12 protein-coding genes are annotated in these 16031 nt (G+C 66.2%); 4 read left to right on the top strand and 8 right to left on the bottom strand.

Annotated features, from left to right (window positions below; translation table 11 throughout):
• From B3446_RS03205 to B3446_RS03195, 3 genes are all read left to right on the top strand, one after another.
• The coding region (locus tag B3446_RS03205; RefSeq protein ID WP_291377293.1) for a glycosyltransferase family 9 protein at positions 1–610 on the top strand (610 nt) is incomplete at its 5' end.
• Between the two features lie 19 nt (positions 611–629).
• Complete coding sequence (locus tag B3446_RS03200; protein ID WP_175125700.1) at positions 630–1394, top strand: YdcF family protein; 765 nt, start codon at positions 630–632, stop codon at positions 1392–1394.
• The gene (locus B3446_RS03195) at positions 1391–1672 is read left to right on the top strand and encodes a YkgJ family cysteine cluster protein (RefSeq protein ID WP_291377292.1); all 282 of its coding nucleotides are present in this window, start codon (positions 1391–1393) and stop codon (positions 1670–1672) included. Before B3446_RS03200 ends, B3446_RS03195 begins: the two co-directional genes overlap by 4 nt.
• Before the next feature lie 25 nt (positions 1673–1697).
• Here B3446_RS03195 and B3446_RS03190 read toward each other — a convergent pair whose 3' ends face one another.
• From B3446_RS03190 to dnaE, 7 genes are read right to left on the bottom strand one after another with little or no spacing between them, the layout of a single operon-like run.
• The gene (locus tag B3446_RS03190; RefSeq protein ID WP_291377291.1) at positions 1698–2846 is read right to left on the bottom strand and encodes a glycosyltransferase family 4 protein; all 1149 of its coding nucleotides are present in this window, start codon (positions 2844–2846) and stop codon (positions 1698–1700) included.
• Positions 2821–3546 (bottom strand): polysaccharide deacetylase family protein, encoded by a 726-nt coding sequence (locus B3446_RS03185; RefSeq protein WP_291377290.1) that lies wholly within the window; start codon positions 3544–3546, stop codon positions 2821–2823. The genes B3446_RS03190 and B3446_RS03185 overlap by 26 nt, the downstream gene beginning before the upstream one ends.
• A gap of 18 nt (positions 3547–3564) precedes the next feature.
• Complete coding sequence (locus B3446_RS03180) at positions 3565–4680, bottom strand: glycosyltransferase (RefSeq protein WP_291377289.1); 1116 nt, start codon at positions 4678–4680, stop codon at positions 3565–3567.
• Positions 4677–5429, bottom strand: a complete 753-nt coding sequence (locus B3446_RS03175; RefSeq protein WP_191576499.1) for a glycosyltransferase family 2 protein — start codon at positions 5427–5429, stop codon at positions 4677–4679. The genes B3446_RS03180 and B3446_RS03175 overlap by 4 nt, the downstream gene beginning before the upstream one ends.
• Positions 5426–6274, bottom strand: a complete 849-nt coding sequence (locus tag B3446_RS03170) for a polysaccharide deacetylase family protein (protein WP_279975630.1) — start codon at positions 6272–6274, stop codon at positions 5426–5428. Before B3446_RS03170 ends, B3446_RS03175 begins: the two co-directional genes overlap by 4 nt.
• Positions 6271–7374: a glycosyltransferase family 4 protein gene (locus B3446_RS03165; RefSeq protein WP_175138732.1), complete on the bottom strand. Its 1104-nt coding sequence runs from the start codon at positions 7372–7374 to the stop codon at positions 6271–6273. Before B3446_RS03165 ends, B3446_RS03170 begins: the two co-directional genes overlap by 4 nt.
• Complete coding sequence (gene dnaE / locus B3446_RS03160) at positions 7374–10865, bottom strand: DNA polymerase III subunit alpha (protein WP_291377288.1); 3492 nt, start codon at positions 10863–10865, stop codon at positions 7374–7376. Before dnaE ends, B3446_RS03165 begins: the two co-directional genes overlap by 1 nt.
• A gap of 151 nt (positions 10866–11016) precedes the next feature.
• Between dnaE and lpxO the strand changes: the two genes are divergently transcribed.
• Positions 11017–11916 (top strand): lipid A hydroxylase LpxO, encoded by a 900-nt coding sequence (gene lpxO / locus B3446_RS03155; RefSeq protein ID WP_191576503.1) that lies wholly within the window; start codon positions 11017–11019, stop codon positions 11914–11916.
• A 68-nt stretch (positions 11917–11984) separates the two neighbouring features.
• Here the strand turns inward: lpxO and hrpA are convergent, their stop codons facing one another.
• Positions 11985–16001 (bottom strand): ATP-dependent RNA helicase HrpA, encoded by a 4017-nt coding sequence (gene hrpA / locus B3446_RS03150; RefSeq protein ID WP_291377287.1) that lies wholly within the window; start codon positions 15999–16001, stop codon positions 11985–11987.
• Between the last annotated feature and the right edge of the window lie 30 nt (positions 16002–16031).

Here is a 16031-nt window from a genome sequence, read left to right as displayed (position 1 = left end):
GTTCGCCAAGCCCGGCCAGCCGATGCACGCCGTCGAGTCCTGGCATCACCTCACCTGCGAAGCGCTGACCCGGTGGAATCTGCCGAGCGGTCCGGCCAAGCCGGGGCCGACGCTGGACCTGCCGCTGACGCCGGCGCACGAACGCGCGGCGGGCGAGGCGTTGCTCCAGGCCGGGCTGGACGGCCGGCGCTTCGTCCTGATCGCGCCGACCGCCACCGGCTTGCACAAGGGCCGGATCAAGGTCTGGCCCGGATTCGATACACTGACGCGCGCCCTGCAGGCCCGCGGCCATACCGTGGTAATGTGCCCCCCTCCGGCCGAAACCGACGAAGCCCGGCGCAATGCGCCCACGGCGCAGTTGCTGCCCCCGCTGGGACTGGGCGCCTTTGCGGCCTTGACCGCGCGGGCCACGCTGGTGATCTGTAACGATTCCGGCGTGTCGCACGTGGCGGCGGCGGCATCGGCCCGGCAGCTCACGCTGTTCGGCGTGACGCAACCGCAGCGCACCGGCCCCTGGTCCCCGCGCGCGGTGTGCGTCGGCTCCGACCAGGCGTGGCCGTCGCAGGAAGAAGTGACACGGCAGGCCGAGCGCCTGCTGGATGGTACGTAGTAATCAGGACAGTCTCGAAATGACCTTTTCCAGCTATCTCACGAATCTGATCATTCCCTTCAACTTGTGCATCACTCTGGTGGTCCTTGGCCTGGTGCTGGGACTGTTCCGGCTTCGCAAGATCGGCTTGACCCTCGTTGCCGCGGGTCTGCTCTGGGCCTTGGCCTGGTCCTTGCCCGCCACGTCACTGTGGGCCGGCGGCGCGCTGGAGAACCGGTATCCGCACAAACCGCCCACCGAAATGCCAACGGCAGACGCGATCGTGGTGCTGGGCGGCAACACCGCAAACGGCCGCGCCAACTGGTTCCTGCCCTATGACAAGGACACGGCCATCGTGCGCGTGGACGCGGCCGCCCAGCTGTATCTGGCGGGCCGCGCGCCCAAAGTGCTGCTGTCGGGCGGCGCCCTGGAAGGCGACGTCAGCGAAGCCCGCGGGATGGCGCACGCGATCCGCCAGCAAGGGGTGCCGGAGTCGGCGCTGATCCTGGAGAACGCCAGCCGCACCACGTACGAAAACGCCACGCTGACCGAGGACCAGCTCAAGTCCCGCGGCATCGGCAAGGTGCTCCTGGTCACGTCCGCGTTGCACATGCCCCGCGCGATGGCGGCCTTTTCCAAGCAGGGCGTGGAAGTGATTGCCGCCCCCGCGCCGCCGCAGATCGTGGCGCCGGCTGACGGCTCGCTGCCGTTGTGGCTGCCCGACGAACGTACGTTCGACGCCAGCCGCTCGATCGTGAAGGAATACGCCGGGCTTTTTGTCTATTGGTTGCGCGGGTGGGTATGAGTCTGGCCGCCACCGCGCTGGAATGCCGCCCGGGATGCGGCGCCTGCTGCATCGCGCCGTCGATCACGCGCCCCATTCCGGGCATGCCGCACGGCAAGCCCGCGGGCGTGCCCTGTATTCAGTTGCTGCCGGACATGCGATGCGCCATCTTTGGCGACCCTTCCCGCCCGGATTTCTGCGGCGGACTGCAGCCGGAGCACGAGATGTGCGGATCGGACCGCGCACACGCCATCCACTGGCTGGCCGACCTGGAACGGGCGACAGCGCCGCACCACTGAAAACGGGGCTCGCAGCCCCGTTTTTTTAGTTGCGCTCGAGCAGCACCTGTTCGTACAGCGCCTCGAAGCGCGACGCTACGGTCTCCCAGCTTTGGTCCCGGGCGATTTCCAGGCCGCGCGTCGTGAGCGCTGCGCGCAGCTCGGGGTTCGAACCCAGGCTTTCCAGCGCCTGCGCCAGCTGGGCGCCATCGCGCGGATCCGACAGGATGAGCGCGTCAGTGCCCGCCGACAGATACTGCGCGAATCCGCAATAGACCGGAGAGCTGACAATGACCGGCAGGCCATGCGACATGGCTTCCAGCGGCGCCATGCCGTAGCTGTCGTTCAGCGTCGGGTGGGCGTAGATGTCGGCTGCGTTGAAATACTGGCCGACGTCCGCCGTAGGATCGACCAAGGTGACTCGGGGGGCGACGTCGCCCGCAGCGCGGACTCGATCGCGCGTGGGCCCGTCGGCGCCTACCACCAGCAGCTTGTATCGGGGAGGCAGCAGCGCCAGCGCATCCAGCAGCGCCGGCAGGCCTTTGCGCAGCGGATTGCGCGCCACCAGCAGACAGCCGATCGTGTCGGCATCCCAGCCCAGCCGCGCCCGCAGGGCGGCGCGGGCGCCGTTGCCATCCGGGGCCGGCAGTTTGACGCCCGGGGCGATGATATCGACGGGAAGTTGTTCGCCGTAGCTGCGGTGGAGCTGGTCCACGATGAGGCCGGACACCGCGACCACGCGGCGCCGGGGGGCCTTGCGCACGCGAAGCCATTCCAGCGTCAGATAGGTGGCGAGGCGCGGACTGAGCCAGGCGGTCAGGCGCTGCAGCGGCTTGACCCGGGTGACGTGGTTGTAGCGGACCGGCGTCACGTGCATGACCTGGATTTCGCCCGCCCAGCCGTTCATGTGCGAATGCACGATGTCGAAGCGGCCGCGCGTGAGACGGTCAGCGCGCCAGGCAAAATACAGCACCCGGGTCCAGCTTGGCAGCCAGCCGGGAAACCGCACGGGCAGGAAACCGAATGGCAGATCGCTGTCGAAATCCCGGGCGACCACGGTGACGTCGTGCCGCTTGCCCAATACGCGCATCAACTCGACGCCATACGCCTCTGCGCCCCCAAAACGATTGCCGAAGCGATCCACCAACAGCGCAATGCGAAGCCGCCGATTATGGGCGCCGGCGGCTGTCTTCATACCGGGTAAGGCACTTCTGGAGAAAGCGGATGATGTTGGTGGAGCGCGCCACCGTCACCCGCGGCAGACCGAAGGGATCGTCGGACGCCGCCGCCAGGCCGCGCTTGGTGAGCGTGGCATTGTCGTATCCAGCCTCGCGCGCCATGGCCTGGTGCTCCGGGCCATGGTCGCCGTATGGATAACAGAACGCGGTGACCGGCGCACCGAGCGCCTGTTCGAGCTCGTCCTTGGACTGGACGATCTGGCGCCGCGCTTCTTCGGGCGCGAGCTCGGGAAGATGGACGTGGTCAAGCGTATGCGAACCGACTTCGTTGCCCGCCTGCGCCCATTCCCGCATTTCCTGCACGGTCATCAGCGGCGAAAACGGGATGCCTTTCTGGAGGTCCCACACGTTGCCGCCGTCGAACTGCCGCGCCACGAAATAATTGGTGGCGGTGAATCCCAATTCGCTCAATACCGGCATCGCGTTGTGATGCACGTTGCGAAAACCGTCGTCGAATGTGATGCCGAATACCTTGCCCTGGCGCTGTCCTCGGACATACGGCATGACGTCGCGCATGGACAGCCCGCGGTAACCGAGCCTGCGCATCCAGCGCATCTGCCGAGCAAAGCTGTCAGGATGTACCGTCAATCCGCGAAACGGCGTGCCCTTGGGGTTGGGCTCGCCGATCTGGTGATACATAAGGATTGGAATAGACATAGCTCGACATTATATGGGTCAGTGTCCGCCAAGCGTACGCTGATACACATCCACCGTCGCCTGCGCAAAACGCTCCAGGTTGAAGTCGCGCAAACTTGTTTCACGCGCCTTGCTGCCCATCTGCCGGACGACGTCCGGATTGTCCAGCATGAAGCGCAGCTTGGCGGTCATGGCGGGCACGTCGCGCGCCGGCACGATCCAGCCGTCCACGCCGTCCGTTACGTTCTCCGGCAGGCCGCCCGCATCGCTGACGAGCGCCGGCAGGCCCAGTCCCATGATCTCGCGGCAGGCAAACGAAAGCGCCTCGCGGTAAGAAAGGACGAAACCCGCATGGCAGGACGCCAGCGCCGCGCGCACGTCATCGAGCAGCCCCGGGAACTTCACCTGATCGATCATGCCGACTTCGCGCACCCGCGCAAGCTTGGCCTCGGTGGGCGGATCGCCCGCCACCATCAGCAATATGCGTGCCTTGTCGGCCGGCGGCAGCGCGGCCGCGGCGGCCACCAGGTCCAGCCAGCCCTTGTCGTAGTCGGTGCCACCGGCGCTGCCCAGCAGCAGCTTGCCCTGCCAATCCGGACCAAAGAAGAGCTCGCGCAGCTTGTCCAGGCTTTCGGGCGGCGGCGGTGCGAAGAAATTGGTATCGATGCCGTGCCGGATGGTGGTGATGGGGCGCTTGCGGTACGGCGAGTGCTCCATCATGCCGCGGATGTAGTCGCTGACGGCGATGCCGTGATCCGTCGCCAGCGCCACCCGCAGCTTGTGTCCAAAACTGGAAAGCGGGTGATCGTTGTGCTTGGTGAACACGATGCGCGGACGGCGCCGCATGCCCAGCGTGGCCAGCATGACCTGTTTGTGGTCGGCCGAGCCGTTGGCGTGGATGATGTCGAACCGGCCCTCTGCGATCAGGCGCTGCAGCCGGGCGCGGTCCTTGAACCAGGACGACGGGCGGGTCGTGTAGCGCATGTCCACCACCGTCACCCCGGGGATGGCCTTGGCATAGCGGTACAGCCGGCTGGTGCCGGGCACCGCCACGGTGATGTCGTGGTCGCGGGCCAGCGCTTTGGCCAGGTTGATGATGTAGGTGACGTGCCCCCCGCCGTTGCCGGCGTGGAAGTTCGTGTAGAGGATCTTCACTTTTTGTTTTCTGCCAGGAACATCAGCTTCGAGTAGCGGAAGAAGCTGCCCGCCGCCGCGGTGACGGCCAGCACGAGTCCGTGGCGGCCATCCAGGAAACCGCGCCGGATCAGGTAGATACGCACGAAGGTCCAGAAGCCGTGGCCCAGCGCCCCGAAGACCGAGGTGCGCTTGCCCTTGGCATACATCATGGCCGCGGCGTCGGACGAGTAACGGTTGACCTTGTTGATCAGCGCGTCCAGGTTGTCGTACGGATAGTGGTTGAAGTAGCCGCGCATCTGCAGGGGCCGGCCGTTGGCCGGCACCACGCGCTCGTGGACGGCGGCGTCGGTGAAGCGCGCCGTGCCGCGCTTGAAGAGGCGCAGCACGTAGTCGGGCCACCAGCCGCTGTGGCGGATGTCGCGGCCGCAGAAATTGGACAGGCGTGCGATCTCGTAGGCGTCGGCGCCGGGCGCGCGCAGCACGTCCTGGATTTCCTGCGCCAACTCGGGGGTGACGCGCTCGTCCGCGTCGATCGACAGCACCCAGTCGCCCGTCGCCAGATCCAGCGCGCGGTTCTTTTGCGGACCGAAACCGGGCCAGTCGGCGGTGACTTCAACCCGCGCCCCAAGCGCCTGCGCCAGTTCCACGGTGCCGTCGGTGCTGCCCGAATCCACAACGATGAACTCGTCGGCGAACGACACGGACTTCAGGCAGGCGGCGATATTTGCCGCTTCGTTCTTGGTGATGATGATGACTGATAACTTCATCCGCGATTCCTAAGACGCTTTTTCCAGGCCTTCCAGGCGTGATAGCGCGGCCCCCAGAATGGGTCGCGCGACAGCCAGATCCGGCGGTTCAGCCAGGACCCGCCCAGATTGCGCACCGCGAATCGATAGATGTGGCCGGGATCCGTGCCGGGCAGGTTCTGGCCGAAAGGGTCGGTAGTGTACAAGTGCCGGAAACCGGCCTGCCGCGCGGCGGCCACGTAATCGGCGTCGAAGTATCCCTGCGGCCAGCACAGGTGATCGCTCACGCCGCCAAGCCGGCGGATCAGGGTGTCCCGCGAATCGTGCAGATCCTGCGCGATGCGTTCGCGCTTGGCGGCCACATCCGCGCCACAGACCTTGTCCCAGCGGGTGTGCGTGTTGGTATGGGAATGGAACTCGAAGGTGCCGGCGGCCTGCATGGCCTCGATTTCGCTCCAGCGCAGCATCGCCTCGTCGGCGCGGCCCGACGCCACGAGTTCCTTGCAGGCGTGGTGATCGGGCGTTGCGGGCAGCGCGCCGCCCTGACCCGCATGCGGCCGCACGGGGCCGTCGCCGATCCAGCCTGTGATGGTGAACAGCACCGCGCGCATGCCGTGGCGGGCCAGGACGGGATGCGCGTGCACCCAATTGTTCAGGTAGCCATCGTCAAAGGTGATGAGCACAGAGCGTTCGGGCACGCTGCCGCCGGCCAGGTAGGCCGCGAACTGCGCGGTGGTGAGCGACTGGTAGCCGGCGCGCGCCAGGCGCGCGATCTGCGTTTCGAAGACGTCGGGCGTCGCGGCGATCATGCCACCCGCCGGCGTGATGTGGTGGTACATCAGCACCGGAACGTTGGGCGCGTTCATTTGCGGCGCTCCGCCAGCCAGCGCGTATAGATCGCCTCCGTGGTTTCCGCAAGGCGCGCGGGAGAAAACACGCCCTCTTCCCAGACCATCTTGCGGCCGGCCTCGCCCATGGTGCGGCGTAGGGCCGGGTCGTCGATCAGGCGCTCGAGTGCGGTGGTCAAGGCGAGCGAATTCTTGGGCGGGACCAGAAAGCCCGTCACGCCGTCCCGGAACATCTCGGATACGCCGCCGACGTTCGTGCCGACGACCGGCAGGCCGCTCGCCTGCGCCTCGACATAGACCGTACCGGAAGCTTCCTGTTGTGTGGCCAGCGCGAAGAGGTCGAATCCCGCCAGCAGATTGGGGACGTCGCGCCGCGTGCCCATGAGGTGGATCCGGTCTTGCAGGCCGCGCTGAGCAATGTACGCCTGCGTCTGCTCGAAGACCGGCGAACCGGCGCCCACGAACACCAGATGCAGCTTCGGACGCACGGCCATCAGCGGCGCCATGGCGTCGATCAGGTCCTTGTGGCCCTTTGTGGCGCGCATGACGGCCACACAGCCCACGACGATGTCGTCGTCGGCCAGGCCGAGTTCGTCACGCAAGGTGGAGTGCTCGACGGGCGCCGGCAGCACGATGGGCGAATACACGGTGGCGATCTTCTCGGCCGGGACGCCGCGGCTGATCAGGTATTCGCGCACATGGTCGCTGACAGCGGTGACGCGGTGCGGCAGGATGGTGTAAGACCACATCGAGCCGACCACGTTGGACAGGTGGCGAGTGCGCACGATGAGGGGCGTACCCGCCATGCGTCCGGCCAGGGCGGCGATGACCGTGTCGCGCCGGCTATGGGTATTGAGCACGTCAAAGCGCCCCGCCTTCAGGATCTGGCGGACGGCGGGGACGCCCTTCAAGTAGGCCACTGTCCCCTTCATATCGACGGCATGCACGGTGAAACCGGCATCCCGCAGGCGCTCGGTCAGTTGTGCGCGCGGCTGGCAGATCGCTTCGACATGATGCCCGCGCGCCCGCATGGCATGCATTTCCTTGAAAATTCGTCCTTCCTGTCCACCAAAGGCGGTGGCGGCTTCCGAATGCACGATACGTAGACTGGAAGACATCAGTACGTAACCTCCACGCCGTCCGGCTTGGTCCAGGCATTCAGGTTGGCGAGCAGCGTGTCGGCCATGCGCACGCGCCATTCCTCGCCTAGCCTGACCGTGCACAGGAAATTGTTCTTGGTGTAGACGATGTCGACCGGCACGCCTGGAATGCCGTTTTCGGGTTCGGCGCGGAACGGGTTGAGCATCTGGCGCAGGCGGGCCGCATCGGCGCTGCCGTTGAGCTTGACGCGCAGCGACTTGGCGCGGGCTTCGCGCGCAAGCTGCAGATCATAGAGCTGCTCGGCGACGATGCGCATGCCGCCGGAATAGTCGTCGTTGCTGACCTTGCCCTGCACGATGACGAGCTGGTCTTCGCGCAGCCGGTTGCGGTGCTTTTCAAAGAGTTCGTTGAAGACCGAGATTTCCACCTGCGCCGTGCCGTCGTCCAGCACGGCAAAGACCATCTTGCCGCGGCGGGTCATCATGACGCGCACGCTGGCCAGCACGCCGCACATCCATTGCAGGTCGCGCTGCGGCTCCACGCGGGCCAGCTGCATCGGCACGATGCGGCGCACTTCGTCGCGCCACGCATCGAACAGGTGGCCGCTGTAGTAATAGCCCAGCGCGGATTTTTCTTCGGTCAGTTTCTTGTGCAGATCCCACGGCGCGACCTTGGCCAGTTCGCCCGCGACCACATCACCGCTGTCGTCGCCAAAGAGCGAGGCCTGGTTGGCGCTGCGCGCGGCCTGCTCGGCCGCTTCCATCGCGGTGGGCACGGAGGCCAGCATCGCGGCGCGGTTCGGCTCGATGGTGTCGAACGCGCCGGCCTTGATCAGGGCCTCGATGGTGCGGCGGTTGACGGCCTGCTTGCTGACGCGGCGGCAGAAGTCGAACAGGTTCAGGAACGGACCGCCTTCCTTGCGCGCACGCAAGATGTCCTCGACGGCGCCCTGGCCGGTGCCCTTGACGGCGCCCAGGCCGTAACGCATGGTGCGCGGCGGCTTGCCTTTTTCGGTGTGCTTGTCGGCGACGGGTTCGAACCGGTAGCCCGAATGGTTGACGTCGGGCGGCAACACCTCGACGCCGTTGTCCTGGGCGTCGCGGCAGAAGATCTGGACCTTGTCGGTGTCGTCCATGTCCGAGGACATGGTGGCGGCCAGGAACTCGGTCGGGTGGTAGGCCTTCAGCCAGGCGGTCTGGTAGGAGATCAGCGCGTACGCGGCCGAGTGCGACTTGTTGAAGCCGTAGCCCGCGAACTTCTCCATCAGGTCGAAGAGCTTGACCGCCAGATCCGGATCGTGGCCCTTTTCCTTGGCGCCCTGTTCGAACAGTTCGCGGTGCTTGGCCATTTCCTCGGGCTTTTTCTTGCCCATGGCCCGGCGCAGCAGGTCGGCGCCGCCCAGCGAATAGCCCCCGATGATCTGGGAGATCAGCATCACCTGTTCCTGGTAGACGATGACCCCGTAGGTGCTCTTGAGTGTGGCTTCCAGGTCCGAGTGGAAATAATCGACCGCCGCGCGCCCGTGCTTGCGGTTCACGAAGTCGTCCACCATGCCCGATTCCAGCGGCCCCGGACGATACAGGGCCAGCATGGCGATGATGTCTTCGAACGTATTGGGCCGCAGCTTCTTGAGCAGCTCTTTCATGCCGCGCGATTCAAGCTGGAACACCGCGGTGGTGTTCGCGTCGCACAGGATCTTGTACGCCGCCGGATCGTCCAGGGACAGCGCCATGACGTCGAAGTCGCGCTTTTCGGCGTTGAACTGGCGCACGTAGCGCACGGCCCAGTCCAGGATGGTCAGGTTGCGCAGGCCCAGGAAGTCGAACTTCACCAGGCCGGCCGCCTCGACGTCGTCCTTGTCGAACTGCGAGACCGCGCTGTTTTCCTGGCCCGGCTGGCAATACAGCGGGCAGAAGTCGGTGAGCTTGCCGGGCGCGATCAGCACCCCGCCCGCGTGCATGCCGATGTTGCGGGTCAGGCCTTCGAGCGGCTTGGCCAGGTCGACCAGCGCGCGGACTTCTTCTTCCTGCTCGTAGCGGTCCTTGAAGGCGGGCTCGTCCTTGAGCGTGCGTTCCAGCGTCCACGGATCCATCGGATTGAACGGGATCAGCTTGGACAGGCCGTCGCAGAACATGTAGGGCATGTCCAGCACACGGCCGGCGTCGCGCACCACGGCCTTGGCGCCCAGCGTGCCGAACGTGGCGATCTGGCTGACGGCGGCGCGGCCGTATTTTTCCTTGACGTAGTCGATGACCCGTTCGCGGTTGTCCTGGCAGAAGTCGATATCGAAGTCGGGCATGGAGACCCGCTCGGGATTCAGGAAGCGCTCGAACAGGAGGTCATAGCGGATGGGGTCGAGGTCGGTGATGCCCAGCGCGTAGGCCACCAGCGAACCGGCGCCTGAGCCCCGGCCCGGGCCGACCGGCACGCCGTTGTTCTTGCCCCAGTTGATGAAGTCCTGAACGATCAGGAAGTAGCCGGGAAAGCCCATCTGGATGATGGTCTTGCACTCCCAGCGCAGCCGCTCGTAGTACTGCTCGCGCTTGGACTCGCGTTCGGCGACGTCCGGGAACAGGAACTCCATGCGCTTTTCGAGGCCCTCTTCGGAGAGCTGGACCAGATAATCGTCCAGCGTCACGCCGTCGGGGGTCGGGAAATTGGGCAGGCGCGGCTTGCCCAGCACCAGGCTCAGGTTGCAACGCTTGGCGATTTCGACCGTGTTGGCCAGCGCCGACGGCACGTCGGCGAACCGGCGTGCCATTTCGTCGGAGCTGAGCAGATACTGCTCTTTCGAGAACCGGCGCACGCGACGCGGGTTGGCCAGGATTTCACCTTCGGCGATGCAGACGCGCGCCTCGTGGGCCTGGAATTCGAATTCGTCGAGGAACTGCACGGGGTGGGTGGCGACCACCGGCAGCCCGGCTTCCGAGGCCAGCCGCATGGCGGCCTGGCAGTAGCCTTCGTCGCCGTCCATGCCGGCGCGCTGCAATTCGACGTAGTAGCTGCCCGGGAACATCAGCGCCCACTGGCGCGCCAGGGCCAGCGCCGACACGGCGTTGCCGGCCTCGAGCGCCTGCCCGACGTCGCCGGCGCGCCCGCCGGACAGGGCGATGAGACCAGCCTGTCCTTGCAGCCATTCGCGGCGGATTTCGGCCCGGCCCTTGCCCTGGTTCGTCAGAAACGCCTTGGACAGCAGTTCGCACAGATTGAGGTAACCCTGGTGGTTGCGCACCAGCAACAACAGGCGGAAGGGCTTCGCCGGATCTTCGTCGTTGGAAATCCAGACGTCGCAGCCTGCGATGGGCTTGACCCCCGCGCCGCGTGCACCCTTGTAGAATTTGATCAGTCCGAACAGGTTGGACAGATCGGTCAGGGCGACGGCGGGCTGGCCCAGCTTGGCCACCCGCTTGATGAGGTCGGGGATACGCACCGTACCGTCCACGACCGAGAACTCGGAGTGGACGCGCAGGTGAACAAATGGGGTCGGGGTCGTTACGGCTTCGGACATGGCGGAATTGTACCCAGCGGCCGACCGCCCTAGAACAATCCTTGCATCAGAATCCGCCCAGTGGCATCCCATCCTCACGGGATCCGCCCGGGAGGCTTGTGGGACAATACCGCCCAACCCGCACTACCCCGTCGCACGACGAGACATACCTATGAAATGGTTAATACCTGGGATCTGGCTGGCCGCCATCCTGTTCGCGCACTTCCGAGGCCGCGTCAAACTGCCCCTGGGACGGCAATTCCTGGACCATTCGGTGCTGCTGGCGCCGATCAACGCGTTCATGGTGCTGACGTCCCGCGTGCCCACGACGCCGTACCTGACGACCAGCGAAATCGCCGAACTGAAAGTGCTGGACGACAACTGGGAGACGATCCGCGAAGAGGCCATGCAGATGGCCGAGCTGCGCCGGATCAAGGCGGCCGACACCCATAACGACATCGGTTTCAACTCGTTCTTCAAGTACGGCTGGAAGCGGTTCTACCTGAAGTGGTACGACGCCCGCCACCCCTCGGCCGAAGAACTCTGCCCCAAGACGGTCGCCATCCTGAAAGGCCTGCCCAAGGTCAAGGCCGCCATGTTTGCCGAGCTGCCCCCGGGCGGCCAGCTCAATCCGCACCGTGACCCGTTTGCCGGGTCGCTGCGCTATCACCTGGGACTGGTCACGCCCAACGACGACGGCTGCCACATCATCGTGGATGGCGAGCACTACAGCTGGCGCGATGGCGAAAGCGTGGTGTTCGACGAGACCTACGTCCACGAGGCCTACAACAAGACGGATGAGAACCGGATCATCCTGTTCTGCGACGTCGAGCGTCCGCTGAAGTGGCGCTGGGCCGAGGCCTTCAACCGCTGGTTCGGCCGCAAGGTCATGTCGGCGGCCAGCTCGCCCAACGACGGTGGCGACCAGACGGGGGCCATCAACAAGCTGACCCATGCGCACTGGGTGATCGACCAGAAGCGCAAGGCATTCAAGAAGTGGAACCGCACGGCGTACAAGGCCACGAAGTACGGGCTGATCGCGTTGGTGATCGTCGGGTTCTTGGCGCTGTAAAGACGCCGCAAGACAAACGGGCCGCAAAGCGATTTGCGGCCCGTTTTGCATGTGGCGCCAGCTGGCGCTTAGCGCTGCAAGGATTCCCAGCTTTTCATCAGCCGCTTGACCGACACCGGCATCGGCGTACGCAGCTCCTGGGCGAAGAGCGCGACCCGCAACTCCTCGAGCAGCCAGCGGAACTCGTCCAGGCGGGGATCGGCCGCGCCTTTCAGCGCCGCGCGGGCGCGCTGGTATTGCGTGACCAGCGGCGCCATTTCCGACACCAGCTTTGCGTCCCGCGCCGGGTCGGCGCGCAGCTTGTCGATGCGCGCGACCGCCGCCTTCAGGTAGCGCGGAAAGTGCGACAACTGCGCGTACGGCGTGTCTCGGATGAACCACTTGGGCATCAGCGCACCCAGTTGCTGCTGCAGATCCGCGTACGCGGCCGCGTGGGGCTTGGCCTGCGGCAGCTTGCGTTGAAGCGCCGCATATTCCGTCAGCACCGCGCCCGCCAGCCGCGCGACCTCCTGGGCCAGCAGACCCAACCGGCCCTTGCCCTCGGCGCGGCGGGCTTCGAACTGCTGCTCGTTCACCGGCCAGGGCTCTGCAAGACACGCCTGCCCCAGCGCGCAGTCGATGATCTGGTCGCGCAGCTCTTCCTGCGTGCCCAGCGTCATGTACAGCATGCTGATCTTGGTGAGGTCGGTAAGGTTCTTTTCGAGGAACTTCACCTGCTCGCGCAGGCCCAGCCGGAAGAGCTTCAACAGGCCCGCGCGATGGTGCTTGCGCGCCTCGTCGGGATCGTCGAACACGTCCAGGTCGCAATGCGCCCCCCGGTCCACCAGCGCTGGATAGCCGATGACGGACTGGCCGCGCCGCTTGATCTCCATGATCTCGGGCAACGGCCCGAACGACCAGGAGGTCAGGTTTTCGTGCGCCAGCGCCTGCGCGACCTGCGTGTCGCTGGCCGCCAGTTGCTGGAAGGTGGCCTGGGCCTGCTTGCCGAATTCGGCGCGCAGTTGCGCCAGATTGCGGCCGGCGGCCAGCATGCGGCCGTGCTCGTCCACGACGCGGAAGTTCATGAACAGATGCGCCGGCAGGGTTTCCAGCTTGAAGTCCCCCACCGCCGGACGGACCTGCACTTGGTCCCACATGTCGGCGATGATGGCATCCACCAGCCCCGTCTGCGGGTCGGCCAGGCGCTCGAACCAGCGGTCGTAGAAACCCGCGGCGTAGTCGGGCAACGGCACGCAATGGCGGCGCAGCTTCTGCGGCAGCGACTTGAGCAGCAGGTGCACCTTTTCCTTCAGCATGCCGGGCACCAGCCACTCGCAGCGCGCAGGATCGATCTGGTTCAGCGCGAACAGCGGCACCGACAGCGTGACGCCGTCGCGCGGCGAGCCGGGCTCGAAGTGGTAGTCCAGCGCCATCGACACGCCCTGCCATTCCACCTTCTTGGGAAAGACATCGGTCGTGACGCCGGCCGCCTCGTGCCGCATCAGCTCGTCGCGCGTCAGCATCAGCTTGGCGGCGGCCGCCTTGTCCAGGCCGCTCACCCACTTTTCCAGCGATGCGGTCTGCGAGATGTCGGCGGGAAGCTGCCGGTCGTAGAACGCGTAGATCAGCTCGTCATCGACCAGGATGTCCGGCCGCCGCGTCTGGTGTTCAAGCTTTTCGATACCCGCGATGAGCTTGCGGTTGTGCGCGACGAACGGCAGGCGCGTGTCGATTTCGCCGGGCACCAGCGCCTGGCGGATGAAGAGTTCGCGTGCATGGGTGGGATTCACGCGGCCGTAGTGAATGCGACGGCCGGTGTAGATGGCCAGGCCGTAAAGCGTGGCCCGCTCGTTGGCCACGACCTGCCCGGCCTTCTTTTCCCAGCGCGGGTCCGACCAGTTCTTGCGGATCAGGTGCGCGCCGACCTTTTCCAGCCACACGGGGTCGATGCGCGCCACGCAGCGCGCGTACAGGCGCGTGGTCTCGACCAGTTCGGCCGCCATGATCCAGCGGCCGGCCTTCTTCACCAGACGCGAACCCGGATGGATGTGGAAGCGGATGTCGCGCGCGCCCTGGTAGCTGCCGCCTTCGTCGCTCTTGAAACCGATGTTGCCCAGAAGGCCCGACAACAGCGCCATGTGCAGCTGTTCGTACGTGGCTTCGGACTGATTGACGCGCCAGCCCTGTTCGCCCACCAGCGCCGACAGCTGCGTGTGCACGTCGTGCCACTCGCGCAGGCGGATGGGCGACAGGAAGTTCTGACGCAACAGGCCCACCAGCTTGCGCTGCGATGCCTTGTGCTGCACCTGTTCGCCATACCAGCGCCACAGTTTCACGAAGGAGATGAACTCGGACTTGTCGTCGCCGAACTTGGCGTGCGCAGCCTCGGCCGCCTCGCGCTCCTGCATGGGGCGGTCGCGCGGATCCTGCACGGACAGCGCCGAGGCGATGATCAGCATCTCCGCCAGGCACTGGTGTTCACGCGCGGCCAGGATCATCCGGCCGATGCGGGGGTCCACGGGCAGCTTGGCCAGTTCATCGCCGGTGCGGGTCAGGACAAAAGACGCGCCTGTGCGCCCGTCGTCGGCGTCGTCGTCGGACGCCGACGCCAGTTCGATGGCGCCCAGTTCCTGCAGCAGGTGGTAGCCGTCGGCCACCGCCCGTCCCGGCGGGGCCTCGACAAAGGGGAATTGTTCGATGTCGTCGAGCTTGAGCGACTTCATCCGCAGGATGACCGACGCCAGCGACGAACGCAGCACTTCAGGATCGGTGAAGGCCGCGCGGTTGTTGAAATCCAGCTCGTCGTAGAGCCGGATGCAGACGCCCGGCCCCACCCGGCCGCAACGGCCGGCGCGCTGGTTGGCCGAGGCGCGGCTGATGGGCTCGATGCGCAGCTGCTCGACCTTGTTGCGCCACGAATAGCGCTTGATGCGGGCCAGGCCGCTGTCGACCACGAAGCGGATGCCGGGCACCGTCAGCGAGGTTTCCGCCACGTTGGTGGCCAGCACGATGCGGCGCGCGTTGCCGCGCGGGCGGAAGATCTGCTCCTGCTCGGCCTGCGACAGGCGTGCAAACAGTGGCAGGACTTCGGTGCCGGCCGGATGCCGCTTGCGCAGCGCTTCGGCCGATTCGCGGATTTCGCGTTCGCCGGGCAAAAACACCAGCACATCGCCCGGGCCATGCCGTGCGCATTCGTCGACGGCGTCGACGATCGCGTCGATCAGGTCACGTTCTTCGTCGCCCGACATGCGCTCGCGGTCGCGCCCCGCCTTGTTGGGCGCCGGCGCGTTGTCGTCGGCGGCGGGCTCTTCGCGCACGGGCCGGTAGCGCACTTCCACGGGATACAGGCGCCCCGAGACTTCGATGACCGGCGCGGGCTTGTCTTCCGACGCGGCAAAGTGTTTGGCGAAGCGCTCGGCGTCGATGGTGGCCGACGTGATGATGAGCTTGAGGTCCGGACGCCGCGGCAAGAGCTGCTTGAGGTAGCCCAGCAGGAAGTCGATGTTCAGGCTGCGTTCGTGCGCTTCGTCGATGATGATCGTGTCGTAGCGGCGCAGCAGCGGATCGCGCTGCGACTCGGCCAGCAGAATGCCGTCCGTCATCAGCTTGATGGACGCGTTGGGACCGGTGCGGTCGTTAAACCGCACCTGGTAGCCGACGACCTCGCCCATGGGTGTGTTCAGTTCCTCGGCGATACGCTTGGCCACCGAAGTTGCCGCCAGGCGGCGCGGCTGCGTGTGGCCGATCATCTTCTGGCGGCCACGACCCAGTTCCAGGCAGATCTTGGGGAGCTGCGTGGTCTTGCCCGAGCCGGTTTCGCCGCTGACGATCACGACCTGATGGCCGGCGATGGCGCGCGCGATCTCCTGCCGCCGTGCGCTGACGGGCAGGTCTTCGGGGTAGGTGACAGCCGGGATGGGCCGTTCGGGACGGGGCGCGGCGGGACGGCCTTCGGGCCGGGCCCGGGGGGCTGGCCGGGGGTCTGGCCGAGAGGCTTGCCGGGGGTCTGGCCGAGCACTTTGCCGGGCGTCTTCCGGGGGCTGCTCCCGGTCAGTGGCGCGCGGCGCCGGCTTTTTCGGCGCCCGCGGGCTGGAGGATTCAGGCATGTAGGATTTATCCGATTAGCCCGCCATTTT

The organism is Achromobacter sp. UBA5777, from assembly GCF_002418565.1.
GTDB classification, from domain to species: Bacteria; Pseudomonadota; Gammaproteobacteria; order Burkholderiales; family Burkholderiaceae_B; genus Achromobacter; species Achromobacter animicus.
Note: the sequence above shows the minus strand (reverse complement) of the source record. Positions and strands in the feature narration are given on the sequence as shown.